The sequence below is a fragment of the Enterobacter cloacae complex sp. EB5 genome (assembly GCF_031432835.1).
Classification (GTDB): Bacteria; Pseudomonadota; Gammaproteobacteria; order Enterobacterales; family Enterobacteriaceae; genus Enterobacter; species Enterobacter hormaechei_C.
Genome location: NZ_CP133860.1, coordinates 2,444,859 through 2,466,305, shown reverse-complemented (window position 1 = coordinate 2,466,305; position 21,447 = coordinate 2,444,859). Strand labels below are relative to the sequence as shown.

General features: G+C 50.5%; 38 protein-coding genes. 1 reads left to right on the top strand and 37 read right to left on the bottom strand.

What is annotated here, in order from left to right; genetic code table 11:
• Positions 1–22 precede the first annotated feature (22 nt).
• The 27 genes from RHN82_RS11760 to rpsJ all read right to left on the bottom strand — a co-directional run bounded on the left by RHN82_RS11760 (position 23) and on the right by rpsJ (position 13,251).
• Positions 23–1,012, bottom strand: a complete 990-nt coding sequence (locus tag RHN82_RS11760; protein WP_002919219.1) for a DNA-directed RNA polymerase subunit alpha — start codon at positions 1,010–1,012, stop codon at positions 23–25.
• 25 nt (positions 1,013–1,037) lie between these two features.
• Complete coding sequence (gene rpsD / locus RHN82_RS11755; RefSeq protein WP_003863314.1) at positions 1,038–1,658, bottom strand: 30S ribosomal protein S4; 621 nt, start codon at positions 1,656–1,658, stop codon at positions 1,038–1,040.
• 32 nt (positions 1,659–1,690) lie between these two features.
• Positions 1,691–2,080 (bottom strand): 30S ribosomal protein S11, encoded by a 390-nt coding sequence (gene rpsK / locus RHN82_RS11750; RefSeq protein WP_003863312.1) that lies wholly within the window; start codon positions 2,078–2,080, stop codon positions 1,691–1,693.
• A 16-nt stretch (positions 2,081–2,096) separates the two neighbouring features.
• On the bottom strand, positions 2,097–2,453 hold the full coding sequence (rpsM, locus tag RHN82_RS11745) for a 30S ribosomal protein S13 (protein ID WP_003863308.1): 357 nt from the start codon (positions 2,451–2,453) through the stop codon (positions 2,097–2,099).
• A 146-nt stretch (positions 2,454–2,599) separates the two neighbouring features.
• The gene (rpmJ, locus tag RHN82_RS11740) at positions 2,600–2,716 is read right to left on the bottom strand and encodes a 50S ribosomal protein L36 (protein ID WP_000868187.1); all 117 of its coding nucleotides are present in this window, start codon (positions 2,714–2,716) and stop codon (positions 2,600–2,602) included.
• 31 nt (positions 2,717–2,747) lie between these two features.
• Positions 2,748–4,079, bottom strand: coding sequence for a preprotein translocase subunit SecY (gene secY, locus RHN82_RS11735; protein WP_003863305.1), 1,332 nt, complete (start codon positions 4,077–4,079; stop codon positions 2,748–2,750).
• A 7-nt stretch (positions 4,080–4,086) separates the two neighbouring features.
• Positions 4,087–4,521 (bottom strand): 50S ribosomal protein L15, encoded by a 435-nt coding sequence (gene rplO, locus RHN82_RS11730; RefSeq protein ID WP_003863304.1) that lies wholly within the window; start codon positions 4,519–4,521, stop codon positions 4,087–4,089.
• A 3-nt stretch (positions 4,522–4,524) separates the two neighbouring features.
• Positions 4,525–4,704 (bottom strand): 50S ribosomal protein L30, encoded by a 180-nt coding sequence (gene rpmD, locus RHN82_RS11725; protein ID WP_003863301.1) that lies wholly within the window; start codon positions 4,702–4,704, stop codon positions 4,525–4,527.
• A 6-nt stretch (positions 4,705–4,710) separates the two neighbouring features.
• Positions 4,711–5,211, bottom strand: a complete 501-nt coding sequence (rpsE, locus tag RHN82_RS11720) for a 30S ribosomal protein S5 (RefSeq protein WP_003863299.1) — start codon at positions 5,209–5,211, stop codon at positions 4,711–4,713.
• Positions 5,212–5,225: 14 nt separating this feature from the next.
• Positions 5,226–5,579, bottom strand: coding sequence for a 50S ribosomal protein L18 (gene rplR / locus RHN82_RS11715; RefSeq protein ID WP_003863297.1), 354 nt, complete (start codon positions 5,577–5,579; stop codon positions 5,226–5,228).
• A 9-nt stretch (positions 5,580–5,588) separates the two neighbouring features.
• Entirely contained in the window at positions 5,589–6,122 is a 534-nt protein-coding gene (gene rplF, locus RHN82_RS11710; protein ID WP_006178917.1) for a 50S ribosomal protein L6, read from the bottom strand.
• Positions 6,123–6,134: 12 nt separating this feature from the next.
• On the bottom strand, positions 6,135–6,527 hold the full coding sequence (gene rpsH, locus RHN82_RS11705; RefSeq protein WP_006178918.1) for a 30S ribosomal protein S8: 393 nt from the start codon (positions 6,525–6,527) through the stop codon (positions 6,135–6,137).
• Between the two features lie 30 nt (positions 6,528–6,557).
• Positions 6,558–6,863, bottom strand: a complete 306-nt coding sequence (gene rpsN / locus RHN82_RS11700) for a 30S ribosomal protein S14 (protein ID WP_003863291.1) — start codon at positions 6,861–6,863, stop codon at positions 6,558–6,560.
• A 14-nt stretch (positions 6,864–6,877) separates the two neighbouring features.
• Positions 6,878–7,417, bottom strand: a complete 540-nt coding sequence (rplE, locus tag RHN82_RS11695; RefSeq protein WP_003863290.1) for a 50S ribosomal protein L5 — start codon at positions 7,415–7,417, stop codon at positions 6,878–6,880.
• 14 nt (positions 7,418–7,431) lie between these two features.
• The gene (gene rplX, locus RHN82_RS11690) at positions 7,432–7,746 is read right to left on the bottom strand and encodes a 50S ribosomal protein L24 (RefSeq protein WP_003863287.1); all 315 of its coding nucleotides are present in this window, start codon (positions 7,744–7,746) and stop codon (positions 7,432–7,434) included.
• 10 nt (positions 7,747–7,756) lie between these two features.
• Positions 7,757–8,128, bottom strand: a complete 372-nt coding sequence (rplN, locus tag RHN82_RS11685) for a 50S ribosomal protein L14 (protein WP_002919748.1) — start codon at positions 8,126–8,128, stop codon at positions 7,757–7,759.
• A gap of 166 nt (positions 8,129–8,294) precedes the next feature.
• Positions 8,295–8,549, bottom strand: coding sequence for a 30S ribosomal protein S17 (rpsQ, locus tag RHN82_RS11680; RefSeq protein ID WP_002438707.1), 255 nt, complete (start codon positions 8,547–8,549; stop codon positions 8,295–8,297).
• Positions 8,549–8,740 carry a 50S ribosomal protein L29 gene (rpmC, locus tag RHN82_RS11675; RefSeq protein ID WP_003863282.1) on the bottom strand — a complete coding sequence of 64 codons (192 nt, stop codon included), beginning with the start codon at positions 8,738–8,740 and terminating at the stop codon, positions 8,549–8,551. Before rpmC ends, rpsQ begins: the two co-directional genes overlap by 1 nt.
• The gene (gene rplP, locus RHN82_RS11670) at positions 8,740–9,150 is read right to left on the bottom strand and encodes a 50S ribosomal protein L16 (protein ID WP_002919759.1); all 411 of its coding nucleotides are present in this window, start codon (positions 9,148–9,150) and stop codon (positions 8,740–8,742) included. Before rplP ends, rpmC begins: the two co-directional genes overlap by 1 nt.
• A gap of 12 nt (positions 9,151–9,162) precedes the next feature.
• On the bottom strand, positions 9,163–9,864 hold the full coding sequence (rpsC, locus tag RHN82_RS11665; RefSeq protein WP_000529945.1) for a 30S ribosomal protein S3: 702 nt from the start codon (positions 9,862–9,864) through the stop codon (positions 9,163–9,165).
• A 17-nt stretch (positions 9,865–9,881) separates the two neighbouring features.
• Entirely contained in the window at positions 9,882–10,214 is a 333-nt protein-coding gene (rplV, locus tag RHN82_RS11660; RefSeq protein WP_002919773.1) for a 50S ribosomal protein L22, read from the bottom strand.
• Between the two features lie 14 nt (positions 10,215–10,228).
• The gene (gene rpsS, locus RHN82_RS11655) at positions 10,229–10,507 is read right to left on the bottom strand and encodes a 30S ribosomal protein S19 (RefSeq protein WP_001138117.1); all 279 of its coding nucleotides are present in this window, start codon (positions 10,505–10,507) and stop codon (positions 10,229–10,231) included.
• 16 nt (positions 10,508–10,523) lie between these two features.
• Entirely contained in the window at positions 10,524–11,345 is an 822-nt protein-coding gene (rplB, locus tag RHN82_RS11650) for a 50S ribosomal protein L2 (protein WP_000301859.1), read from the bottom strand.
• Positions 11,346–11,362: 17 nt separating this feature from the next.
• Positions 11,363–11,665 carry a 50S ribosomal protein L23 gene (gene rplW / locus RHN82_RS11645; RefSeq protein ID WP_000617546.1) on the bottom strand — a complete coding sequence of 101 codons (303 nt, stop codon included), beginning with the start codon at positions 11,663–11,665 and terminating at the stop codon, positions 11,363–11,365.
• On the bottom strand, positions 11,662–12,267 hold the full coding sequence (rplD, locus tag RHN82_RS11640; RefSeq protein WP_000424395.1) for a 50S ribosomal protein L4: 606 nt from the start codon (positions 12,265–12,267) through the stop codon (positions 11,662–11,664). The genes rplW and rplD overlap by 4 nt, the downstream gene beginning before the upstream one ends.
• A 10-nt stretch (positions 12,268–12,277) precedes the next feature.
• Positions 12,278–12,907: a 50S ribosomal protein L3 gene (gene rplC / locus RHN82_RS11635; RefSeq protein WP_003863274.1), complete on the bottom strand. Its 630-nt coding sequence runs from the start codon at positions 12,905–12,907 to the stop codon at positions 12,278–12,280.
• A 32-nt stretch (positions 12,908–12,939) separates the two neighbouring features.
• Positions 12,940–13,251 carry a 30S ribosomal protein S10 gene (rpsJ, locus tag RHN82_RS11630; protein ID WP_001181005.1) on the bottom strand — a complete coding sequence of 104 codons (312 nt, stop codon included), beginning with the start codon at positions 13,249–13,251 and terminating at the stop codon, positions 12,940–12,942.
• A gap of 380 nt (positions 13,252–13,631) precedes the next feature.
• On the opposite strand from rpsJ, the gene RHN82_RS11625 reads away from it, so the two are divergent.
• A complete protein-coding gene (locus RHN82_RS11625; protein WP_003863271.1) occupies positions 13,632–14,105 on the top strand; it encodes an A24 family peptidase in 474 nt (157 codons plus the stop codon).
• On the opposite strand, the gene bfr is transcribed toward RHN82_RS11625, so the two are convergent.
• The 10 genes from bfr to RHN82_RS11575 form a co-directional block, all read right to left on the bottom strand.
• Positions 14,089–14,565, bottom strand: coding sequence for a bacterioferritin (bfr, locus tag RHN82_RS11620; protein ID WP_028014636.1), 477 nt, complete (start codon positions 14,563–14,565; stop codon positions 14,089–14,091). The genes RHN82_RS11625 and bfr overlap by 17 nt on opposite strands.
• A 72-nt stretch (positions 14,566–14,637) precedes the next feature.
• A complete protein-coding gene (gene bfd, locus RHN82_RS11615) occupies positions 14,638–14,832 on the bottom strand; it encodes a bacterioferritin-associated ferredoxin (protein ID WP_003863268.1) in 195 nt (64 codons plus the stop codon).
• A 178-nt stretch (positions 14,833–15,010) separates the two neighbouring features.
• Positions 15,011–16,195: an elongation factor Tu gene (gene tuf, locus RHN82_RS11610; RefSeq protein ID WP_014171903.1), complete on the bottom strand. Its 1,185-nt coding sequence runs from the start codon at positions 16,193–16,195 to the stop codon at positions 15,011–15,013.
• Positions 16,196–16,264: 69 nt separating this feature from the next.
• A complete protein-coding gene (fusA, locus tag RHN82_RS11605; protein WP_022651946.1) occupies positions 16,265–18,379 on the bottom strand; it encodes an elongation factor G in 2,115 nt (704 codons plus the stop codon).
• A 96-nt stretch (positions 18,380–18,475) separates the two neighbouring features.
• Positions 18,476–18,946: a 30S ribosomal protein S7 gene (rpsG, locus tag RHN82_RS11600; protein ID WP_003861706.1), complete on the bottom strand. Its 471-nt coding sequence runs from the start codon at positions 18,944–18,946 to the stop codon at positions 18,476–18,478.
• A 96-nt stretch (positions 18,947–19,042) separates the two neighbouring features.
• Positions 19,043–19,417 (bottom strand): 30S ribosomal protein S12, encoded by a 375-nt coding sequence (gene rpsL, locus RHN82_RS11595; RefSeq protein ID WP_000246815.1) that lies wholly within the window; start codon positions 19,415–19,417, stop codon positions 19,043–19,045.
• A gap of 124 nt (positions 19,418–19,541) precedes the next feature.
• Positions 19,542–19,829: a sulfurtransferase complex subunit TusB gene (tusB, locus tag RHN82_RS11590; RefSeq protein ID WP_015571409.1), complete on the bottom strand. Its 288-nt coding sequence runs from the start codon at positions 19,827–19,829 to the stop codon at positions 19,542–19,544.
• Positions 19,830–19,836: 7 nt separating this feature from the next.
• Complete coding sequence (gene tusC, locus RHN82_RS11585; protein ID WP_003861700.1) at positions 19,837–20,196, bottom strand: sulfurtransferase complex subunit TusC; 360 nt, start codon at positions 20,194–20,196, stop codon at positions 19,837–19,839.
• Positions 20,196–20,582, bottom strand: a complete 387-nt coding sequence (tusD, locus tag RHN82_RS11580; RefSeq protein WP_003861699.1) for a sulfurtransferase complex subunit TusD — start codon at positions 20,580–20,582, stop codon at positions 20,196–20,198. Before tusD ends, tusC begins: the two co-directional genes overlap by 1 nt.
• Entirely contained in the window at positions 20,582–21,304 is a 723-nt protein-coding gene (locus tag RHN82_RS11575; RefSeq protein WP_003861697.1) for a transcriptional regulator, read from the bottom strand. The genes tusD and RHN82_RS11575 overlap by 1 nt, the downstream gene beginning before the upstream one ends.
• Positions 21,305–21,447 lie beyond the last annotated feature (143 nt).

Sequence of the window (21,447 nt, the reverse complement as noted above, 5' to 3'; positions counted from 1 at the left end):
AAAACCTTAACCTGTGATCCGGTTACTCGTCAGCAATGCTTGCCGGTGGCCAGTTTTCCAGGCGCATGCCCAGAGACAGACCACGTGAAGCCAGCACGTCTTTAATCTCGGTAAGAGATTTTTTACCCAGGTTCGGCGTTTTCAGCAACTCAACCTCGGTACGCTGTACCAGATCACCGATATAGTGGATAGCTTCTGCCTTGAGGCAGTTAGCAGAGCGGACAGTCAATTCCAGATCGTCAACAGGGCGCAGCAGGATCGGATCGAATTCTGGTTTCTCTTCTTTCACTTCCGGCTGACGTACATCACGTAAGTCAACGAAAGCTTCCAGTTGTTCTGCCAGGATGGTTGCCGCACGACGAATCGCCTCTTCAGGGTCGATTGTGCCATTGGTTTCCATTTCGATGACCAGCTTGTCCAGGTCGGTACGCTGTTCTACACGCGCTGCTTCAACATTGTAGGCAATACGCTCTACAGGGCTGTAACATGCGTCGACCAGCAGACGGCCGATTGGGCGCTCATCTTCTTCCGAATGAATTCGGGCAGAAGCCGGCACATAACCACGACCGCGCTGAACTTTGATACGCATGCTAATAGCTGCGTTCTCATCGGTCAGGTGGCAGATCACGTGCTGCGGCTTGACGATTTCAACATCACCGTCGTGGGTGATGTCGGCTGCAGTCACAGGGCCAATGCCAGATTTATTCAGAGTAAGAATAACTTCATCTTTACCCTGAACTCTCACCGCCAGCCCTTTCAGGTTGAGCAGGATTTCAAGGATATCTTCCTGAACGCCTTCTTTGGTGCTGTACTCATGAAGTACACCATCAATCTCAACCTCGGTCACCGCGCAACCCGGCATCGATGAGAGCAGAATACGGCGCAGTGCGTTACCCAGAGTATGGCCAAAGCCACGCTCTAAAGGCTCAAGGGTCACCTTGGCGTGCGTCGAACTCACTTGCTCGATATCTACCAGGCGCGGTTTTAGAAACTCTGTCACAGAACCCTGCATTGTGTCCTCTCTTTGGTACTAAGCTTTACTTGGAGTAAAGCTCGACGATCAGGTGTTCGTTAATGTCCGCAGACAGATCAGAACGTTCTGGCTGACGCTTGAACGTACCTTCCATCTTGCCAGCATCAACTTCCAGCCAGGTTGGCTTTTCACGCTGCTCAGCCAGCTCCAGAGCGGCTTTCACGCGAGATTGCTTTTTCGCTTTCTCACGAATGCTAACAACGTCATTCGCTTTAACCTGATAAGAAGCGATGTTAACAACACGACCGTTTACCATGATTGCTTTATGGCTAACCAGCTGGCGTGATTCAGCACGAGTCGCGCCGAAGCCCATACGGTATACAACGTTGTCCAGACGACCTTCCAGCAGAGCCAGCAGGTTTTCACCTGTGTTGCCTTTCAGACGTGCTGCTTCTTTATAGTAGTTACGGAACTGACGCTCCAGCACACCGTAGATACGGCGAACTTTTTGCTTTTCACGCAACTGCACACCATAGTCAGACAGACGCGGTTTACGCGCACCGTGCTGGCCAGGAGCTTGTTCAATTTTACACTTGGTATCGATCGCGCGAACGCCAGACTTAAGGAATAAGTCGGTGCCCTCACGACGGCTCAGCTTGAGCTTAGGACCCAAATATCTTGCCATTTTCTATCTCCAACTAACCTAAAAAACGAGCGTTATACGCGACGTTTTTTCGGCGGACGACAACCGTTATGAGGGATCGGAGTCACATCAGTAATATTCGTGATGCGGAAACCAGCGGCGTTCAGAGCGCGAACAGTAGATTCACGACCCGGACCCGGACCTTTAACCATAACTTCCAGATTCTTGATGCCGTATTCTTTTACGGCTTCAGCGCAACGCTCTGCTGCAACCTGAGCTGCGAACGGAGTGGATTTGCGAGAACCACGGAAACCGGAACCACCGGCTGTTGCCCAACCCAATGCGTTACCCTGACGATCAGTAATAGTAACGATGGTGTTGTTGAAAGAAGCATGGATATGAGCCACGCCGTCAGAGACTTGTTTTCTTACACGTTTACGTGCACGAACTGGTGCCTTTGCCATTATTCAATCACCCCGATTATTTCTTGATCGGTTTGCGCGGACCCTTACGGGTACGTGCGTTGGTCTTAGTACGCTGACCGCGCACTGGCAGACCACGACGATGACGCAAACCGCGATAGCAACCAAGATCCATCAGGCGCTTGATGCTCATGCTGATTTCACGGCGCAGATCACCTTCAACGACAAATTTGGCAACTTCGTCACGCAGCGTGTCGATTTGTTCTTCAGACAGCTCACTGATCTTAACATCTTCAGCGATACCCGCTGCAGCCAGAATGGCTTTAGAACGGGTCTTGCCGACGCCATAGATCGAAGTTAATGCGATCACAGCATGTTTCTGATCAGGAATGTTAATGCCTGCTATACGGGCCACTATGCACTCCTACTATTTAATATGTACGCACCATGCTGAAAAGCCCGTTTTCAGGATACTCAAATGGAAACGTACAGACATACAAAAGATTGGCTGGCTAATCTAGCCAGCTCAACCCAACTTTGCAAGAAAAATATGCGAATTAATCAGCCTTGGCGCTGTTTATGCTTCGGCTCGGCACTGCAAATCACACGGATGACACCATCACGCTTAACGATTTTGCAGTTACGGCATAATTTCTTGACGGAAGCACGAACTTTCATTTTTACTCTCCGTAACTTCTCAGGCGACCAGTTAGCGGCCGTAGCCTTTCAGGTTCGCCTTCTTCAATGCAGACTCATACTGACTGGACATCATCAGAGTTTGCACTTGAGCCATAAAGTCCATAATCACGACCACAACGATAAGCAGTGAGGTCCCACCGAAGTAGAACGGTACTTTCATTGCATCACGCATGAACTCCGGGATCAGGCAGATAAAAGTAATATAAAGCGCACCAACCAAAGTCAGGCGAGTCATTACTTTATCGATATACTTCGCCGTTTGCTCTCCCGGACGAATTCCTGGTACAAATGCACCGGACTTCTTCAGGTTATCTGCTGTTTCACGCGGGTTGAAGACCAACGCCGTGTAGAAGAAACAGAAGAAGATGATCGCAGACGCATAGAGTAACACATAAAGTGGTTGCCCAGGCTGCAAATACAGCGAAATTGTTGTCAGCCAGTTCCAACCAGTACCGCCCCCGAACCATGACGCGATGGTTGCCGGGAACAGAATAATACTGGAAGCGAAGATAGCCGGGATAACCCCCGCCATATTCACTTTCAGCGGTAAATGTGTGCTCTGTGCAGCATAGACACGACGACCCTGCTGACGTTTAGCGTAGTTCACCACAATGCGGCGTTGACCACGTTCAACGAAGACAACAAAGAACGTCACTGCAAATACTAATACTGCAACCAACAGCAACAGGAGGAAGTGCAGGTCGCCTTGACGCGCTTGCTCGATAGTATGGGCGATGGCCGGCGGGAGACCCGCAACGATACCGGCGAAGATAATGATTGAGATACCGTTACCGATACCTCGTTCAGTAATCTGTTCGCCGAGCCACATCAGGAACATGGTCCCTGTGACCAGACTTACAACAGCGGTGAAATAGAATGCAAAGCCTGGGTTTAATACCAAGCCCTGCATACCAGGCATATTCGGAAGACCGGTAGCTATACCGATCGACTGGAATATTGCCAGCACCAGAGTGCCGTAACGGGTGTACTGGCTAATCTTACGACGTCCAGACTCCCCTTCTTTCTTCAACTCTGCCAGGGCCGGATGAACGACCGTCAGCAGCTGGATAATAATCGATGCCGAAATATACGGCATAATACCCAGCGCGAAAATAGAAGCACGGCTGAGAGCACCACCAGAGAACATGTTGAACATTTCAATGATGGTGCCTCGCTGTTGCTCAAGCAGTTTGGCAAGTACAGCGGCATCAATACCAGGGATCGGAATAAAAGAGCCAATACGGAACACAATCAGCGCGCCGATTACAAACAGCAGTCTGCGTTTCAGCTCGCCAAATCCACCTTTGGCACTTTGAAAATCTAATCCCGGTTGCTTAGCCATCTGCTACTTATTCCTCAATTTTACCGCCAGCAGCTTCGATAGCAGCACGAGCACCTTTAGTAACACGCAGGCCACGAACAGTTACCGGAGTAGAAACTTCACCAGCCAGGATCACTTTCGCGAACTCGATCTGGATACCGATAATGTTAGCCGCTTTCAGCGTGTTCAGGTCTACAACGCCGCCTTCAACTTTCGCCAGGTCAGACAGACGGATTTCCGCTGTGATCGCTGCTTTGCGAGAGGTGAAGCCGAACTTCGGCAGACGACGGTACAGTGGCATCTGGCCACCCTCGAAACCGCGACGTACGCCACCGCCAGAACGAGAGTTCTGACCTTTGTGACCACGACCACCGGTTTTGCCGAGGCCAGAACCGATACCACGACCCAGGCGTTTACCCGCCTTTTTAGAGCCTTCGGCCGGAGACAGAGTATTTAAACGCATCTCTTACTCCTCAACTTTAACCATGAAGTAAACCGCGTTGACCATACCACGAACAGCAGGAGTATCCTCGCGCTCAACGGTATGACCAATACGACGCAGACCCAGGCCAAGCAGCGTTGCCTTGTGTTTCGGCAGACGACCGATTGCACTGCGGGTTTGAGTGATTTTAATAGTCTTTGCCATGGTCAATTACCCCAGAATTTCTTCAACGGATTTACCACGCTTGGCAGCGACCATTTCTGGAGAATTCATATTTTCCAGGCCATCAATAGTTGCACGAACCACGTTGATCGGGTTGGTGGAACCATATGCTTTAGCCAGAACGTTATGAACTCCAGCAACTTCCAGAACGGCGCGCATTGCACCACCGGCGATGATACCGGTACCTTCGGAAGCTGGCTGCATGAATACACGAGAACCCGTGTGAACACCTTTAACTGGGTGTTGCAGGGTACCGTTGTTCAGCGCGACGTTAATCATATTGCGACGGGCTTTTTCCATCGCTTTCTGGATCGCTGCTGGAACTTCACGCGCTTTACCGTAACCAAAACCAACGCGACCGTTACCATCACCCACTACAGTCAGAGCTGTGAAGGAGAAAATACGACCACCTTTAACGGTTTTAGATACGCGGTTTACCGCGATCAGCTTTTCCTGCAGTTCGCCAGCCTGTTTTTCGATGTGAGCCATCTTACACCTCTACCTTAGAACTGAAGGCCAGCTTCACGGGCAGCATCTGCCAGTGCCTGGACACGACCATGATATTGGAACCCGGAACGGTCAAAGGAAACATTGCTGATGCCTTTTTCCAGAGCGCGTTCAGCGACAGCTTTACCTACAGCTGCTGCGGCGTCTTTGTTACCGGTATACTTCAATTGTTCTGAGATAGCTTTTTCTACAGTAGAAGCAGCTACCAGAACTTCAGAACCGTTCGGTGCAATTACCTGTGCGTAAATATGACGCGGGGTACGATGTACCACCAGGCGAGTTGCACCCAGCTCTTTGAGCTTGCGGCGTGCGCGGGTCGCACGACGGATACGAGCAGATTTCTTATCCATAGTGTTACCTTACTTCTTCTTAGCCTCTTTGGTACGCACGACTTCGTCGGCGTAACGAACACCCTTGCCTTTATAAGGCTCAGGACGACGGTAGGCGCGCAGATCTGCTGCAACCTGACCGATCAGCTGTTTATCAGCGCCTTTCAGCACGATTTCAGTCTGAGTCGGACATTCTGCAGTGATACCGGCCGGCAGCGGATGCTCAACAGGGTGTGAGAAGCCCAGAGACAGGCCTACTGCATTCCCTTTGATAGCTGCACGATAACCTACACCAACCAGCTGAAGCTTTTTAGTGAAGCCTTCGGTAACACCAACAACCATTGAGTTCAGCAGGGCACGCGCGGTACCAGCCTGAGCCCATCCATCCACGAAACCATCACGTGGACCGAAGGTCAGAGCGTTATCTGCATGTTTAACTTCAACAGCATTGTTGAGGGTACGAGTCAGCTCGCCGTTTTTACCTTTGATCGTAATAACCTGACCGTCGATTTTTACATCAACGCCGGCAGGAATAACGACCGGTGCTTTAGCAACACGAGACATTCTTTCCTCCGATTAGGCTACGTAGCAGATAATTTCGCCACCAAGACCAGCCTGGCGCGCTGCACGATCAGTCATAACACCTTTAGAGGTAGAAACAACTGCGATACCAAGACCAGCCATTACTTTTGGCAGCTCATCTTTTTTCTTATAGATGCGCAGGCCTGGGCGGCTGACACGCTGAATGCTTTCTACAACAGCTTTACCCTGGAAATACTTGAGAGTAAGTTCCAGTTCCGGCTTGGTGTCGCCTTCAACTTTAAAATCTTCGATAAAACCTTCTTCCTTCAGCACGTTGGCAATTGCCACTTTCAGCTTGGCGGAAGGCATGGTGACCGCAACTTTGTTCGCGGCCTGACCGTTACGGATACGGGTCAGCATATCCGCGATCGGATCTTGCATGCTCATCTGTCTTTACTCCCGTGATTCAATTGGTAATTACCAGCTAGCCTTTTTCAAGCCTGGTACTTCACCGCGCATGGCGGCTTCACGCAGTTTGATACGGCTCAACCCAAACTTGCCCACATAACCATGTGGACGACCTGTTTGACGACAGCGGTTACGCTGACGAGACGGGCTGGAATCACGCGGCAGAGACTGCAGCTTGAGAACCGCATTCCAACGATCTTCGTCGGAAGCGTTCACATCAGAAATGATCGCTTTCAGTTCAGCGCGTTTAGCGAAGAATTTATCAGCTAAAGCTACGCGCTTTACTTCGCGTGCTTTCATTGATTGCTTAGCCATTCAGTAACCCTACCTTACTTGCGGAACGGGAAGTCAAAGGCAGCCAGCAGAGCACGGCCTTCTTCATCAGATTTCGCAGTAGTGGTAATGGTAATATCCAAACCACGCACGCGGTCGACTTTATCGTAGTCGATTTCTGGGAAGATGATCTGCTCACGGACACCCATGCTGTAGTTACCACGACCGTCGAAAGACTTAGCGGACAAGCCACGGAAGTCACGGATACGTGGAACAGCAATAGTGATCAGGCGCTCAAGGAACTCCCACATGCGTTCGCCACGCAGAGTTACTTTACAGCCGATCGGATAGCCCTGACGGATTTTGAAGCCTGCAACAGATTTGCGTGCTTTGGTGATCAGCGGTTTTTGACCGGAGATTGCTGTCAGGTCAGCTGCTGCGTTATCCAGCAGTTTCTTGTCAGCGATCGCTTCACCAACACCCATGTTCAGGGTGATCTTCTCGACCCGAGGGACTTGCATGACAGAATTGTAGTTAAACTCAGTCATGAGTTTGTTAACTACTTCGTCTTTGTAGTAATCATGCAGTTTCGCCATCGTACTACTCCAAATTACTTGATAGTTTCGCTGTTAGACTTGAAGAAACGGACTTTTTTACCGTCTTCGAATCTAAAGCCTACACGGTCAGCCTTACCGGTAGCCGCATTGAAGATTGCAACGTTAGAAACCTGAATAGCAGCTTCTTTTTCAACGATGCCGCCTGGTTGGTTCAGGGCCGGAACCGGCTTCTGATGTTTCTTAACCAGGTTGATACCTTCAACGACGAGTTTGCCGGAAGACAGAACATTTTTTACTTTACCGCGTTTACCTTTATCTTTACCGGTTAACACGATAACTTCGTCATCACGACGGATTTTCGCTGCCATGATTCGCTCCTTAGAGTACTTCTGGTGCCAGAGAGATAATTTTCATGAACTTCTCAGTACGAAGTTCACGAGTTACCGGCCCAAAGATACGCGTGCCGATAGGCTGCTCGCTGTTATTGTTTAAAATAACGCATGCATTACCATCGAAGCGAATGACAGAACCGTCAGGGCGACGAACACCCTTCTTGGTGCGCACCACTACCGCCTTCAGCACATCACCTTTTTTGACCTTACCACGTGGAATTGCTTCCTTGATGGTGATCTTGATGATGTCGCCTACGCCTGCGTAGCGACGGTGCGAGCCACCCAGAACCTTGATACACATTACGCGACGTGCACCGGAGTTGTCGGCGACGTTCAGCATAGTCTGTTCTTGGATCATTTTAGTGCTCCGCTAATGTCAACTACTACCTGAGACTCTAAAATCAGAGCCGTTAAAAAGCCCCATATCGAGGGCGCGGCATTATAACACCGCTTCTGCAATATGGGTAGAAAAAATAAACGGCTCATCGCTGAGCCGTTTATTCGTATTGAGAATGCGTACTCTATTACAGAACCGCTTTCTCTACAACGCGAACCAGCGTCCAGGACTTAGTCTTGGACAGTGGACGGCATTCACGGATTTCAACCTTGTCGCCGATACCACATTCGTTGTTCTCGTCATGTACGTGCAGTTTGGTCGTACGCTTGATGAATTTACCGTAGATCGGGTGTTTCACAAAACGTTCGATAGCTACAACAATGGATTTCTCCATTTTATCGCTAACAACACGACCTTGCAGAGTACGGATTTTATCGGTCATTACGCACCCGCCTTCTGAGTCAGTAAAGTCTTAACGCGCGCAACATTGCGACGCACTTGCTTCAGCAGGTGAGTCTGTTGCAGCTGGCCACTTGCAGCCTGCATACGCAGGTTGAACTGCTCACGCAGCAGGTTCAGCAGCTCAGCGTTCAGCTCTTCAACGCTTTTTTCACGCAGCTCTTTTGCTTTCATTACATCACCGTCTTAGTTACAAAGGTGGTTTTGATAGGCAGTTTCGCTGCTGCCAGGCCGAAGGCTTCACGGGCCAGCTCTTCCGGAACACCGTCCATTTCATAAAGGACTTTGCCCGGTTGGATCAAGGCAACCCAGTACTCCACGTTACCTTTACCTTTACCCATACGAACTTCCAGTGGCTTCTCGGTGATCGGTTTGTCCGGGAATACACGGATCCAGATCTTACCTTGACGCTTAACTGCACGGGTCATTGCACGACGTGCTGCTTCGATCTGACGTGCAGTCAGACGACCACGGCCAACAGCTTTCAGACCGAAAGTGCCGAAGCTAACATCCGTACCCTGCGCCAGACCACGGTTGCGGCCTTTGTGCACTTTACGGAATTTTGTACGCTTTGGTTGTAACATCAGCGACGCTCCTTATTTACGGCCTTTACGCTGCTGCTTTTTAGGTTGAGCAGCCGGTTTTTCCGGTTGTTCAACAGCAGCCATACCACCCAGGATCTCACCTTTGAAGATCCATACCTTAACGCCGATTACACCGTAAGTGGTGTGCGCTTCAGAGGTGTTGTAGTCGATGTCAGCACGCAGAGTGTGCAGCGGTACGCGACCTTCGCGGTACCATTCGGTACGTGCGATTTCCGCGCCGCCCAGACGGCCGCTAACTTCAACTTTGATACCTTTAGCGCCCAGACGCATTGCGTTCTGTACAGCACGCTTCATAGCACGACGGAACATAACACGACGTTCCAGCTGTGAAGTGATGCTGTCAGCAACCAATTTAGCGTCCAGTTCAGGCTTACGAACTTCAGCGATATTGATCTGTGCAGGAACGCCAGCGATATCCGCTACGACCTTGCGCAGTTTTTCTACGTCTTCGCCTTTCTTACCGATAACGATGCCAGGACGAGCAGTGTGAATAGTCACACGGATGCTCTTAGCTGGACGCTCGATAACGATACGAGATACAGACGCTTTAGCCAGTTCCTTAGTCAGGTACTGACGTACTTTAAAATCGCTGTCCAGGTTGTCAGCGAATTCTTTGGTGTTCGCAAACCAGGTAGAGTTCCATGGTTTTACAATACCCAGGCGAATACCATTAGGATGTACTTTCTGACCCATTGCTAGTCTCCAGAGTCTCAGCGATCGGACACAACCACAGTAATGTGGCTGGTGCGCTTCAGGATGCGATCTGCACGACCTTTCGCACGCGGCATAATGCGCTTCATGCTTGGGCCTTCATCTACGAAAATTTTCGCGACTTTCAGATCGTCGATGTCAGCGCCATCGTTGTGTTCAGCGTTAGCAATGGCAGATTCCAGTACTTTCTTGACCAATACCGCAGCTTTCTTGTTGGTATAGGTCAGGATGTCCAGGGCCTGCGACACTTTCTTACCGCGAATCAGGTCAGCAACAAGGCGAACCTTCTGTGCAGAAGAACGAGCATGGCGATGTTGAGCTAAAGTTTCCATCTCTTCCTCCTACCTTATTTCTTCTTCGCTTTTTTATCAGCAGCGTGGCCGCGATAAGTACGAGTCGGTGCGAATTCACCCAGTTTGTGACCAACCATTTCGTCGGTAACAAAGACTGGAACGTGCTGACGACCATTATGGACAGCGATGGTCAAACCGATCATGTTAGGAAAGATCGTTGAACGACGGGACCAAGTGCGCAGGGGCTTCTTGTCTCCGCTTTCCACCGCTTTCTCTACCTTCTTCAGCAAGTGCAGGTCAATAAAAGGACCTTTCTTGAGAGAACGTGGCATGGCTTATCCTCTAAAATTATTTGCTACGGCGACGTACGATAAATTTATCAGTACGCTTGTTGCTGCGGGTCTTCTTACCTTTGGTCTGAACGCCCCACGGAGTTACCGGGTGCTTACCAAAGTTACGACCTTCACCACCACCATGTGGGTGATCGACTGGGTTCATCGCAGTACCGCGAACGGTAGGACGAACACCACGCCAGCGTGCAGCACCAGCTTTACCCAGAACGCGCAGCATATGCTCAGCATTGCCAACTTCGCCCAGAGTAGCGCGGCAGTCTGCTTCGACTTTACGCATTTCACCAGAACGCAGACGCAGGGTGACATAAGCACCGTCACGCGCAACGATCTGAACGTAAGTACCTGCGGAACGCGCCAGCTGACCGCCTTTACCTGGTTTCATTTCTACGTTATGAACGGTAGAACCAACCGGGATATTGCGCATCGGCAGGGTGTTGCCTGCTTTGATTGCAGCATCAACGCCAGACTGAATCTGGTCGCCAGCTTTCAGGCCTTTAGGGGCCAGGATGTAACGGCGTTCGCCATCTTTGTACAGAACCAGCGCGATGTTCGCGGAACGGTTCGGATCGTACTCAAGACGCTCAACAACTGCTGGGATACCGTCTTTGTTGCGTTTGAAGTCAACAATACGATAAGCCTGCTTGTGGCCACCACCGATGTGACGAGTGGTGATACGGCCATTGTTGTTACGACCACCGGATTTGCTGTTTTTTTCCAGCAACGGAGCAAAAGGTTTGCCCTTGTGCAGCTCAGGGTTAACCACTTTAACTACGTGGCGACGACCCGGAGATGTCGGTTTACATTTAACAACTGCCATTGTATTACTCCTCCGACTTACTCAGCGCCGCCAACGAAGTCCAGGTTCTGGCCTTCTTTCAGGGTGACGTAAGCTTTTTTCCAGTCGCTACGACGACCGATACGCTGTCCGTGACGTTTAACTTTCCCTTTAACTACCAGGGTGTTAACGACTTCGACTTCGACTTCAAACAGTTTCTGCACAGCAGCTTTGATCTCTGCTTTGGTCGCGTCTTTAGCAACTTTGAGAACGATGGTGTTTGTTTTTTCCATCGCAGTAGACGCTTTTTCAGAAACGTGCGGTGCGCGCAGCACCTTCAGCAGACGTTCTTCACGAATCATGCCAGCATCTCCTCAACTTGCTTAACAGCATCAGCAGTCATTACGACTTTGTCGAAGGCGATCAGGCTAACCGGGTCGATACCAGTCGCGTCGCGTACGTCAACCTTGTGCAGGTTACGCGCGGCCAGGAACAGGTTCTCGTCCAGCTCACCGGTGATGATCAGCACATCTTCCAGAGCCATGTCTTTCAGTTTCTGTGCCAGCAGCTTAGTTTTAGGCGCTTCAACAGAGAACTTCTCGACAACGATCAGACGATCCTGACGTACCAGTTCGGACAGAATGCTTTTCAGCGCGCCGCGGTACATCTTTTTGTTAACTTTTTGACTGTGGTCCTGTGGACGCGCAGCGAAGGTCACGCCACCTGAACGCCAGATCGGGCTCTTGATAGAACCTGAACGCGCACGGCCGGTACCTTTCTGGCGCCATGGCTTTTTGCCTGAACCAGTTACTTCAGCACGAGTCTTCTGAGCACGAGTACCCTGACGAGCACCAGCTGCATAAGCAACAACAACCTGGTGAACCAGCGCTTCGTTGAAATCACGACCGAAGGTAGTTTCGGAAACAGTCAGCGCGCTCTGCGCGTCTTTCAATACTAATTCCATTGCTATCCCCTTACGCCTTCACAGCTGGTTTAACGATCAGGTCGCTACCGGTTGCACCCGGGACCGCACCTTTAACCAGCAGCAGGTTGCGCTCAGCGTCAACACGTACTACGTCCAGGCTCTGAACGGTTACACGTTCGTTGCCCAGCTGACCTGCCATTTTCTTGCCTTTGAACACTTTGCCCGGAGTCTGGTTCTGACCGATAGAACCCGGAACGCGGTGAGACAAGGAGTTACCGTGAGTAGCGTCCTGGGTACGGAAGTTCCAGCGCTTAACGGTACCAGCAAAACCTTTACCTTTAGAGGTACCGGTTACGTCAACTTTTTTAACGTCAGCAAACAGCTCAACGCTAATGTCCTGACCTACGGTGAACTCTTCGCCTTCAGCAAGACGGAATTCCCACAGACCACGGCCAGCTTCAACGCCAGCTTTAGCGAAGTGACCCGCTTCTGGTTTGGTTACACGGTTAGCTTTTTTAGCACCAGTGGTAACCTGAATAGCGCGGTAGCCATCGTTAGCCAGATCTTTAACCTGAGTAACGCGGTTTGCTTCAACTTCGATTACGGTTACTGGGATAGAAACGCCATCTTCAGTGAAGATGCGGGTCATACCCACTTTTTTACCGACTAAACCAATCATTGTTTCAACCTCTCAATCGCTCGATGACCTGATTAACCCAGGCTGATCTGCACGTCTACACCGGCAGCCAGATCCAGACGCATCAGAGCATCAACGGTTTTCTCAGTTGGCTCAACGATGTCAACCAGACGCTTGTGAGTGCGGATTTCGTACTGATCACGCGCATCTTTGTTAACGTGCGGAGAGATCAGAACGGTAAAGCGCTCTTTGCGGGTCGGCAGCGGGATCGGACCACGGACTTGCGCACCAGTGCGCTTAGCAGTCTCGACGATTTCCGCGGTTGATTGATCGATCAGACGATGATCAAACGCTTTAAGGCGGATACGGATTCTTTGGTTCTGCATGAGACCAGAGCTCCAATTATTTTATAAACGAAAATGATTACTCCTCAAACCCATTACGATTGATGGGAGAGTGTAACCGTTCTTACGTAGCTCCCCAATTGGGAGCATTGTTGAGTAACAAAGTGAGCTACTCTGGTTCAGATTGAACCCGCCGTCAATTACGACAAGCCCGCGCATTATACGTAAATCTGGGGAAGACGCAAGTGCCGTTTAGAAATTAAGCGCTAAAGACGTACTCTGCGTAAGGCCTCGCATTTTTTTATGCAAAGTATCCCTTCTCAACTCTTTGTCTGAAGCCGCTACGCAATTGCTGTTTTTGCACATTGCCGGACATGCAGATTATTACGAGTATGCGCTCAAACCGTTTTGAGGCTCTCGCTATGCTACTGTCCCTCCCCTTTCTGCTGATCTATTTTGCGTTATCGGCCTTGCTTGTTCGCACCGATATTCGTACGGGGCTTCTTCCCGATAAATTTCTTTGCCCGCTGCTATGGACGGGCCTGCTTTACCAGCTTTGCCTCCATCCTGATTTTTTGCCGAGCGCGGTAGTGGGTGCGATGGCAGGATACGCCGGATTCGCTGTTATCTATTGGGGATATCGGCTCATCTGCCGACGTGAAGGGATGGGATATGGGGACATAAAATATCTGGCGGCGCTGGGGGCATGGCATGGCTGGTGTGTACTGCCAGTACTGGCACTCGTAGCCGCGTTAATGGCTCTGCTCTATCTGGTTGCTTTCTCGTTGTTTACTCCTGATAAGCAGGCATTAAAAAACCCACTGCCTTTTGGGCCATTTCTGGCGGCAGCGGGTTTATGCGTTGGCTGGGAAAGCCTGATTAATTTTCCACTTTGATCTGAGACTGAAGGTAGTTCTGTAGGCCAATTTTGCTAATGAGATCCAGTTCGGTCTCAAGCCAGTCGATGTGCCCTTCTTCATCGGCCAGGATCTGGATCATCATATCGCGGCTGACGTAGTCATGTACGCTGTCCGCATAGGCAATGGCTTCACGCAGGTCTTTTGCACCCTCCAGCTCCAGCCGGAGATCAGAACGCAGCATCTCTTCGACATCTTCTCCGATGCCCAGTTTTCCGAGATCCTGTAGGTTAGGAATGCCTTCGAGGAATAAAATACGCTCAATGTATTTATCGGCGTGTTTCATTTCATCAATCGACTCATGGTATTCAACATCGTTGAGGCGAGTCAGTCCCCAGTTTTTGAACATTCTTGCATGGAGAAAATACTGATTGATTGCGACAAGCTCATTTCCCAATAATTTATTGAGATAACTTATGATTTTAACATCACCTTTCATTATATAGTCCCTCCGCTTCCACTCATTGAAGCGTAGATCGGGCTACGGGGATGTCAAAAAAAAGATAGGGGCTTACGCGATCTCTTTGAATTCCGGGATCTGCATCAGTTCGTCCTGCATGATCTCACGCGCTGCGCGAACGCATTTACCGCATTGATTTCCCACCGGAACAAACTTGCGAAGCTGCTGGAAAGATTGTGGCTGAAACTGGCGAACGGCCTGACGAATTTTTTTGTCGCTTACACCATTACATAAACAAACGTACATAAAGACTCCCGTTCAAAATATGCGCAAAGTGTAAGTGAGAATGGTTATGATTACAATAGCACAGGCGCCGGAATACGGGGCGGGAGAAGACAAAAAATGCGAATTTTTATGACAGCGACTTTACGGCAGAAAACAAAAAAGGACGCCGAAGCGTCCTTTTTATTTCAGGGATAATTAATTAGCCCAGAACTTTAGCAACAACGCCCGCGCCAACAGTACGGCCGCCTTCACGGATTGCGAAACGCAGACCGTCGTCCATCGCGATTGGGTGGATCAGAGTCACAACCATCTTGATGTTGTCGCCTGGCATTACCATCTCTACGCCTTCTGGCAGTTCGATGGTACCGGTCACGTCAGTTGTACGGAAGTAGAACTGTGGACGGTAGCCTTTGAAGAACGGAGTATGACGGCCGCCTTCGTCTTTGGACAGAATATACACTTCAGATTCGAACTTGGTGTGTGGCTTGATTGAGCCTGGCTTCGCCAGAACCTGACCACGTTCGATTTCTTCACGTTTGATACCACGCAGCAGAACACCAACGTTCTCACCAGCACGGCCTTCGTCCAGCAGTTTGCGGAACATTTCAACGCCAGTACAGGTAGACTTCGCAGTCTCTTTGATACCAACGATTTCAACTTCTTCGCCAACTTTGATGATACCGCGCTCTACACGACCGGTAACAACGGTACCACGACCGGAGATGGAGAATACGTCTTCGATTGGCAGCAGGAATGGCTTGTCAATCGCACGCTCTGGTTCTGGGATGTAAGAATCCAGGAAGCCAGCCAGTTCGATGATTTTCTCTTCCCACTCTGCTTCGCCTTCCAGCGCTTTCAGCGCGGAACCACGAACGATTGGGGTGTCGTCGCCTGGGAAATCGTACTGAGACAGCAGTTCACGAACTTCCATCTCTACCAGTTCCAGCAGCTCTTCGTCATCAACCATGTCGCATTTGTTCAGGAACACGATGATGTAAGGAACGCCTACCTGACGACCCAGCAGGATGTGCTCACGAGTCTGAGGCATAGGGCCGTCAGTCGCAGCAACAACCAGGATCGCGCCGTCCATCTGCGCAGCACCGGTGATCATGTTTTTAACATAGTCGGCGTGGCCTGGGCAGTCTACGTGTGCGTAGTGGCGAGTCGGGGTGTCATACTCAACGTGAGAGGTGTTGATGGTGATACCACGAGCTTTTTCTTCTGGTGCGTTATCGATCTGGTCGAAAGCACGAGCAGCACCGCCGTAGGTTTTAGCCAGTACGGTAGTGATTGCAGCAGTCAGGGTAGTTTTACCATGGTCAACGTGGCCGATAGTACCAACGTTGACGTGCGGTTTTGTACGTTCAAATTTTTCTTTAGACACGGCTATATTCCTTACTATAGTGCTCTCCCCTTCGGAGAGAGCACGGGACTTAGGTTTTAATCCTGTGGATTACTTACCACGGGCTTCGATAACGGCCTGAGCAACGTTGTTCGGCGCATCATCATACTTCAGGAATTCCATAGTGTATGATGCACGACCTTTGGTCAGAGAACGCAGCTGAGTTGCATATCCGAACATTTCAGACAGCGGAACTTCAGCATGGATCTTAACGCCAGTTACTTCGGATTCCTGACCACGCAGCATACCGCGACGACGGCTCAAGTCACCGATAACGTCACCGGTGTTCTCTTCAGGAGTTTCTACTTCAACCTTCATGATCGGCTCAAGCAGAACTGGTTTTGCTTTCTTAAAGCCTTCTTTAAAGGCAATAGACGCAGCCAGTTTAAACGCCAGTTCAGAGGAGTCAACGTCGTGGTAAGAACCGAAGTGCAGACGAACACCCATGTCTACAACCGGGTAACCAGCCAGAGGACCAGCTTTCAGCTGCTCCTGGATGCCTTTATCAACGGCAGGGATGTATTCGCCAGGAATTACACCACCTTTGATGTCGTTGATGAACTCGTAACCTTTCGGGTTAGAGCCCGGCTCCAGTGGGTACATGTCGATCACAACGTGACCGTACTGACCGCGACCACCAGACTGCTTAGCGTGTTTACCTTCAACGTCGGTAACTTTCGCGCGAATCGCTTCGCGGTAAGCAACCTGAGGTTTACCCACGTTCGCTTCAACGTTGAATTCACGCTTCATACGGTCAACGATGATGTCCAGGTGCAGTTCACCCATACCAGCGATGATGGTCTGGTTAGATTCTTCATCAGTCCATACGCGGAATGATGGGTCTTCTTTCGCCAGACGGCCCAGAGCCAGACCCATTTTTTCCTGGTCAGCTTTGGTTTTTGGTTCAACTGCGATGGAGATTACCGGCTCAGGGAATTCCATACGCTCCAGAATGATCGGGTGATCCGGGTCACACAGGGTGTCACCAGTGGTCACGTCTTTCAGACCGATAGCAGCAGCGATGTCGCCCGCACGAACTTCTTTGATCTCTTCACGTTTGTTAGCGTGCATCTGTACGATACGGCCAAAACGTTCACGCGCCGCTTTCACGGAGTTCAGGATGGTGTCACCGGAGTTAACCACACCAGAGTAAACGCGGAAGAAGGTCAGGTTACCCACGAATGGGTCGGTAGCAATTTTGAACGCCAGTGCAGAGAACGGCTCTTCATCACTTGCGTGACGCTCAGCCGGAGTGTCTTTACCGTCGTCCAGGATGCCGTTGATCGCAGGAACGTCAATCGGGGATGGCAGGTAGTCAACTACCGCATCCAGCATCGCCTGAACACCTTTGTTCTTGAACGCAGAACCACAGGTTACCAGGATGATTTCGTTGTTCAGAACGCGCTGACGCAGAGCAGATTTGATCTCTTGCTCAGACAGTTCTTCACCACCCAGGTATTTTTCCATCAGCTCTTCAGAAGCTTCTGCTGCGGATTCGATCAGGTTCTGGTGCCATTCGTCAGCCAGGTCCTGCATCTCTGCCGGGATATCTTCGTATTCGAAGGTAACGCCCGCATCTGCTTCGTTCCAGTTGATGGCTTTCATTTTCACCAGGTCGATAACGCCGGTGAAACCTTCTTCAGCACCAATTGCCAGCTGAAGCGGAACAGGGTTCGCGCCCAGACGGGTTTTGATCTGGCCAACAACTTTCAGGAAGTTAGCACCCATACGGTCCATTTTGTTAACGAACGCGATGCGTGGAACTTTATATTTGTTTGCCTGACGCCATACGGTTTCAGACTGTGGCTGAACACCACCAACTGCGCAATAAACCATTACCGCGCCGTCAAGAACACGCATGGAACGTTCTACTTCGATGGTGAAGTCAACGTGCCCTGGGGTGTCGATGATGTTTACGCGATGCGGTTCGTACTGCTTAGCCATACCTGACCAGAATGCAGTAGTCGCTGCGGAGGTGATAGTAATACCACGCTCCTGCTCCTGTTCCATCCAGTCCATGGTGGCTGCGCCGTCATGAACTTCACCGATTTTATGGTTTACACCGGTGTAGAACAGAATACGTTCGGTAGTAGTGGTTTTACCGGCGTCGATGTGCGCACTGATACCGATGTTACGGTAGCGTGCGATGGGTGTTGTACGAGCCATTTGATTCCTCGTTTATATCTTTAGGCGTTCAGTTAAGTTACCCAGAGCGGGCGGCTTCTCTGAAGCGCCCGCCTGGTGACTACGACTCCGAAGGGATTACCAACGGTAGTGTGCGAACGCCTTGTTGGCTTCTGCCATACGGTGAACGTCTTCACGTTTCTTAACTGCGGTACCTTTGTTTTCCGCAGCATCAGAAAGTTCGTTCGCCAGACGCAGAGCCATGGATTTATCACCGCGTTTACGAGCAGCTTCAACGATCCAACGCATTGCCAGAGCATTGCGACGAACCGGACGAACTTCAACTGGAACCTGATAAGTAGAACCACCAACGCGGCGAGACTTAACTTCTACAGTCGGGCGCACGTTGTCGAGAGCGACTTCGAAGGCTTCCAGTTCATTTTTACCAGAACGCTGAGCCAGGGTCTCCAGCGCGCTGTATACGATTGCTTCTGCGGTAGATTTTTTACCATCTACCATCAGGATATTTACAAATTTTGCCAGCAGTTCTGATCCGAATTTCGGATCTGGAAGAATTTTACGCTGACCAATGACGCGACGACGTGGCATGGGATTACTCCGTTGTTAATTCAGGATTGTCCAAAACTCTACGAGTTTAGTTTGACATTAAGATAAATCAGTTTGGCCTTACTTAACGGAGAACCATTAAGCCTTAGGACGCTTCACGCCGTACTTGGAGCGAGCCTGCTTACGGTCTTTAACACCTGAGCAGTCCAGCGCACCACGAACGGTGTGGTAACGAACACCCGGAAGGTCTTTAACACGACCGCCACGGATCAGGATCACGGAGTGCTCCTGAAGGTTGTGACCTTCACCACCGATGTAGGAAGTCACTTCGAAACCGTTAGTCAAACGCACACGGCATACTTTACGCAGTGCGGAGTTTGGTTTTTTAGGAGTGGTGGTATATACACGAGTACATACGCCACGTTTCTGCGGGCAGGCTTCCAGCGCAGGCACGTTGCTTTTTGCAACTTTGCGTGCACGTGGTTTGCGTACCAGCTGGTTAACTGTTGCCATTAAATAGCTCCTGGTTTTAGCTTTTGCTTCGTAAACACGTAATAAAACGACCTCATACAATATGAGGACGCGAAATTTTAGGGCTACGTCGAAAAGGTGTCAAGAAATATACAGCGATCTCAAATCACCAGTTCATTTGACTGGCGTGCGTCACAGTAAGATTGACGAAATCAGTATAGCCAACCACGTCAATTTTGGCTGAAATTTGACCAGAAAGACCCCGCGCATCCAGATCCTCTTTCAGCGCAGAGACTGTTATGGGGGCATTCGCGAGGATTTCAACAAAACGGCTGCCTTCAAGCGCCGCGAGCACGCCATCCTGAATCAGCAGCAGATCATCACCTTCGCGCAGCATGCTCAGTAACGTGTCGATATCGCATTGCCACGGTGAACGGCTCAGGGTATGGAGCATGACAGCCTCAGAAAGTCAGAACGGTATCGTAGTGAGAGAGTTGTTCGCGCAGCGCAGCAGAGGTCAGGATCGTCACGTCCAGCACGAACGGTGTTTTCTCGTTTAACCCACGCGCGGCCAGCGAGTCGGCGCACACATAGAAGGTTTCAATGTCATAGAGCGGCAGAACTTTAAAGGTCGCAATATAGTCGCGCGCAAGAATGGCCTGCGGTTGTTGGCCTGCCAGAAGCTGGAATACGCCATCGCCTAAAAAGAAGACGCCAATATCTTCGGTTAAAGCCGATGTCGCGAGCAATGCATCCAGCCCTTCCCGGCCTGAAGCGCTGCCATGCGGCGCAGAAGTAAAAACAAACGCTACGCGCTTCATCAAAATTGCACCACTCTGTCGCAGGTCAATGCCGCCTGTGCCAGGGCACCTAGTCCGCTGAGCGAAAAGCCCGGTTGCAGGTTAGCCCCCGCCAGACCAAGGCGTTCGGCTTCGGTCGCATCCGTCACGCCGCGACGCAGTGCCGCCGCGACGCAGATATGCAGGTCGACGCCCTGCGTTTCGTTTAATTTTTGCCAGGCGCGCACGAGGTCAAACTCATCGCTCGCCGGAGACGTAAACTGGTTCGCGTTATAGACGCCTTCGCGATAAAAGAAGACGCTTGCCAGTTCATGACCGGCATCAAGCAGCGCATGGGCAAACTGTAGCGCGCTGCTGGCCTGCTGGGTACCGTACGCCGGGCCCGTCACCATTAACGCAAAACGCATTACTTGTCTTGTCCCAGGAAGTCGCCGCTTTTGAACTGGCGAATATAGAGGTAAACCGTGTGTTTGGAGATATTCAGGCGATCGGCCACCTGGTTGATGGCATCTTTGATATCAAAAATCCCTTTCTCATAGAGGTTCAGGACGATCTGACGATTCTTGGCGTTATTGGATACGTTGCGATCGGCATTCACCTCTTCAATGGTGAATTCCAGCGTCTGGGTCACGAGATCCTCAACCGAAGAAGCAAAGTTCACCGATGAGCCCACGTCCGGCGTTTCTGGCGGGATGAAGGTGCTCATGATTTGCGAGAATGGCACATCAAGGTTCATGTTGATGCACAGCAAACCGATCACCCGGTGTTCGCGATTTCGAATCGCGATCGTTTCTGATTTCATCAGCACGCCACTTTTGGCGCGGGTGAAATAGCATTTTGAGACGCTGCTGTCCGCGCCGGTCATGTCATGCAACATACGCAATGCAAGGTCGGTGATTGGCGAGCCAATTTTACGGCCAGTGTGCTCACCATTCGCAATGCGGATAGCGGAACACTTAAGATCTTGCAGGGAATGCAATACGATTTCGCAGTGGGAACCAATGAGCATCGCTAACCCGTCCACTACCGCTTCGTAGGATTTCAGAATATCGAAGTCGGTCTGGTCAAATGGACGTTGATCCAGCAAATCTAGTTCACTGGTTTCGTTGGTTAAAAGCGACCTGGACATGAAAAAAACACTCCTTTTCAGGAGCCTGTCGTTAGGTTTTCAGGGCAGGCTCATTATCTACACGGACAACTAAATTAATACAGCGTGTATAACGCTTTCCAGTGTTAATTATATCTGCCTCACAATAAAAAAACCGCCGCCTG

What these genes read in the sequence shown, in the direction of transcription:
- secY (WP_003863305.1), bottom strand. Translation starts at nt 4,079, where the DNA reads ATGGCTAAGCAACCGGGATTAGATTTTCAAAGTGCCAAAGGTGGATTT.
- RHN82_RS11625 (WP_003863271.1), top strand. Translation starts at nt 13,632, where the DNA reads ATGCTACTGTCCCTCCCCTTTCTGCTGATCTATTTTGCGTTATCGGCC.
- rpsN (WP_003863291.1), bottom strand. Translation starts at nt 6,863, where the DNA reads ATGGCTAAGCAATCAATGAAAGCACGCGAAGTAAAGCGCGTAGCTTTA.
- rpsS (WP_001138117.1), bottom strand. Translation starts at nt 10,507, where the DNA reads ATGCCACGTTCTCTCAAGAAAGGTCCTTTTATTGACCTGCACTTGCTG.
- rplD (WP_000424395.1), bottom strand. Translation starts at nt 12,267, where the DNA reads ATGGAATTAGTATTGAAAGACGCGCAGAGCGCGCTGACTGTTTCCGAA.
- rplB (WP_000301859.1), bottom strand. Translation starts at nt 11,345, where the DNA reads ATGGCAGTTGTTAAATGTAAACCGACATCTCCGGGTCGTCGCCACGTA.
- rplO (WP_003863304.1), bottom strand. Translation starts at nt 4,521, where the DNA reads ATGCGTTTAAATACTCTGTCTCCGGCCGAAGGCTCTAAAAAGGCGGGT.
- tusB (WP_015571409.1), bottom strand. Translation starts at nt 19,829, where the DNA reads ATGCTCCATACCCTGAGCCGTTCACCGTGGCAATGCGATATCGACACG.
- rpsG (WP_003861706.1), bottom strand. Translation starts at nt 18,946, where the DNA reads ATGCCACGTCGTCGCGTCATTGGTCAGCGTAAAATTCTTCCAGATCCG.
- rplR (WP_003863297.1), bottom strand. Translation starts at nt 5,579, where the DNA reads ATGGATAAGAAATCTGCTCGTATCCGTCGTGCGACCCGCGCACGCCGC.
- rpsL (WP_000246815.1), bottom strand. Translation starts at nt 19,417, where the DNA reads ATGGCAACAGTTAACCAGCTGGTACGCAAACCACGTGCACGCAAAGTT.
- rpsJ (WP_001181005.1), bottom strand. Translation starts at nt 13,251, where the DNA reads ATGCAGAACCAAAGAATCCGTATCCGCCTTAAAGCGTTTGATCATCGT.
- rplP (WP_002919759.1), bottom strand. Translation starts at nt 9,150, where the DNA reads ATGTTACAACCAAAGCGTACAAAATTCCGTAAAGTGCACAAAGGCCGC.
- rpmJ (WP_000868187.1), bottom strand. Translation starts at nt 2,716, where the DNA reads ATGAAAGTTCGTGCTTCCGTCAAGAAATTATGCCGTAACTGCAAAATC.
- rpsH (WP_006178918.1), bottom strand. Translation starts at nt 6,527, where the DNA reads ATGAGCATGCAAGATCCGATCGCGGATATGCTGACCCGTATCCGTAAC.
- rpsK (WP_003863312.1), bottom strand. Translation starts at nt 2,080, where the DNA reads ATGGCAAAGGCACCAGTTCGTGCACGTAAACGTGTAAGAAAACAAGTC.
- rpsC (WP_000529945.1), bottom strand. Translation starts at nt 9,864, where the DNA reads ATGGGTCAGAAAGTACATCCTAATGGTATTCGCCTGGGTATTGTAAAA.
- rplF (WP_006178917.1), bottom strand. Translation starts at nt 6,122, where the DNA reads ATGTCTCGTGTTGCTAAAGCACCGGTCGTTATTCCTGCCGGCGTTGAT.
- RHN82_RS11760 (WP_002919219.1), bottom strand. Translation starts at nt 1,012, where the DNA reads ATGCAGGGTTCTGTGACAGAGTTTCTAAAACCGCGCCTGGTAGATATC.
- rplE (WP_003863290.1), bottom strand. Translation starts at nt 7,417, where the DNA reads ATGGCGAAACTGCATGATTACTACAAAGACGAAGTAGTTAACAAACTC.
- rplW (WP_000617546.1), bottom strand. Translation starts at nt 11,665, where the DNA reads ATGATTCGTGAAGAACGTCTGCTGAAGGTGCTGCGCGCACCGCACGTT.
- fusA (WP_022651946.1), bottom strand. Translation starts at nt 18,379, where the DNA reads ATGGCTCGTACAACACCCATCGCACGCTACCGTAACATCGGTATCAGT.
- rplC (WP_003863274.1), bottom strand. Translation starts at nt 12,907, where the DNA reads ATGATTGGTTTAGTCGGTAAAAAAGTGGGTATGACCCGCATCTTCACT.
- bfd (WP_003863268.1), bottom strand. Translation starts at nt 14,832, where the DNA reads ATGTACGTTTGTTTATGTAATGGTGTAAGCGACAAAAAAATTCGTCAG.
- tusC (WP_003861700.1), bottom strand. Translation starts at nt 20,196, where the DNA reads ATGAAGCGCGTAGCGTTTGTTTTTACTTCTGCGCCGCATGGCAGCGCT.
- RHN82_RS11575 (WP_003861697.1), bottom strand. Translation starts at nt 21,304, where the DNA reads ATGTCCAGGTCGCTTTTAACCAACGAAACCAGTGAACTAGATTTGCTG.
- bfr (WP_028014636.1), bottom strand. Translation starts at nt 14,565, where the DNA reads ATGAAAGGTGATGTTAAAATCATAAGTTATCTCAATAAATTATTGGGA.
- rpsD (WP_003863314.1), bottom strand. Translation starts at nt 1,658, where the DNA reads ATGGCAAGATATTTGGGTCCTAAGCTCAAGCTGAGCCGTCGTGAGGGC.
- tusD (WP_003861699.1), bottom strand. Translation starts at nt 20,582, where the DNA reads ATGCGTTTTGCGTTAATGGTGACGGGCCCGGCGTACGGTACCCAGCAG.
- rpsE (WP_003863299.1), bottom strand. Translation starts at nt 5,211, where the DNA reads ATGGCTCACATCGAAAAACAGGCTGGCGAACTGCAGGAAAAGCTGATC.
- rplN (WP_002919748.1), bottom strand. Translation starts at nt 8,128, where the DNA reads ATGATCCAAGAACAGACTATGCTGAACGTCGCCGACAACTCCGGTGCA.
- rpmD (WP_003863301.1), bottom strand. Translation starts at nt 4,704, where the DNA reads ATGGCAAAGACTATTAAAATCACTCAAACCCGCAGTGCAATCGGTCGT.
- rpmC (WP_003863282.1), bottom strand. Translation starts at nt 8,740, where the DNA reads ATGAAAGCAAAAGAGCTGCGTGAAAAAAGCGTTGAAGAGCTGAACGCT.
- rplV (WP_002919773.1), bottom strand. Translation starts at nt 10,214, where the DNA reads ATGGAAACTTTAGCTCAACATCGCCATGCTCGTTCTTCTGCACAGAAG.
- rplX (WP_003863287.1), bottom strand. Translation starts at nt 7,746, where the DNA reads ATGGCAGCGAAAATCCGTCGTGATGACGAAGTTATCGTGTTAACCGGT.
- rpsQ (WP_002438707.1), bottom strand. Translation starts at nt 8,549, where the DNA reads ATGACCGATAAAATCCGTACTCTGCAAGGTCGTGTTGTTAGCGATAAA.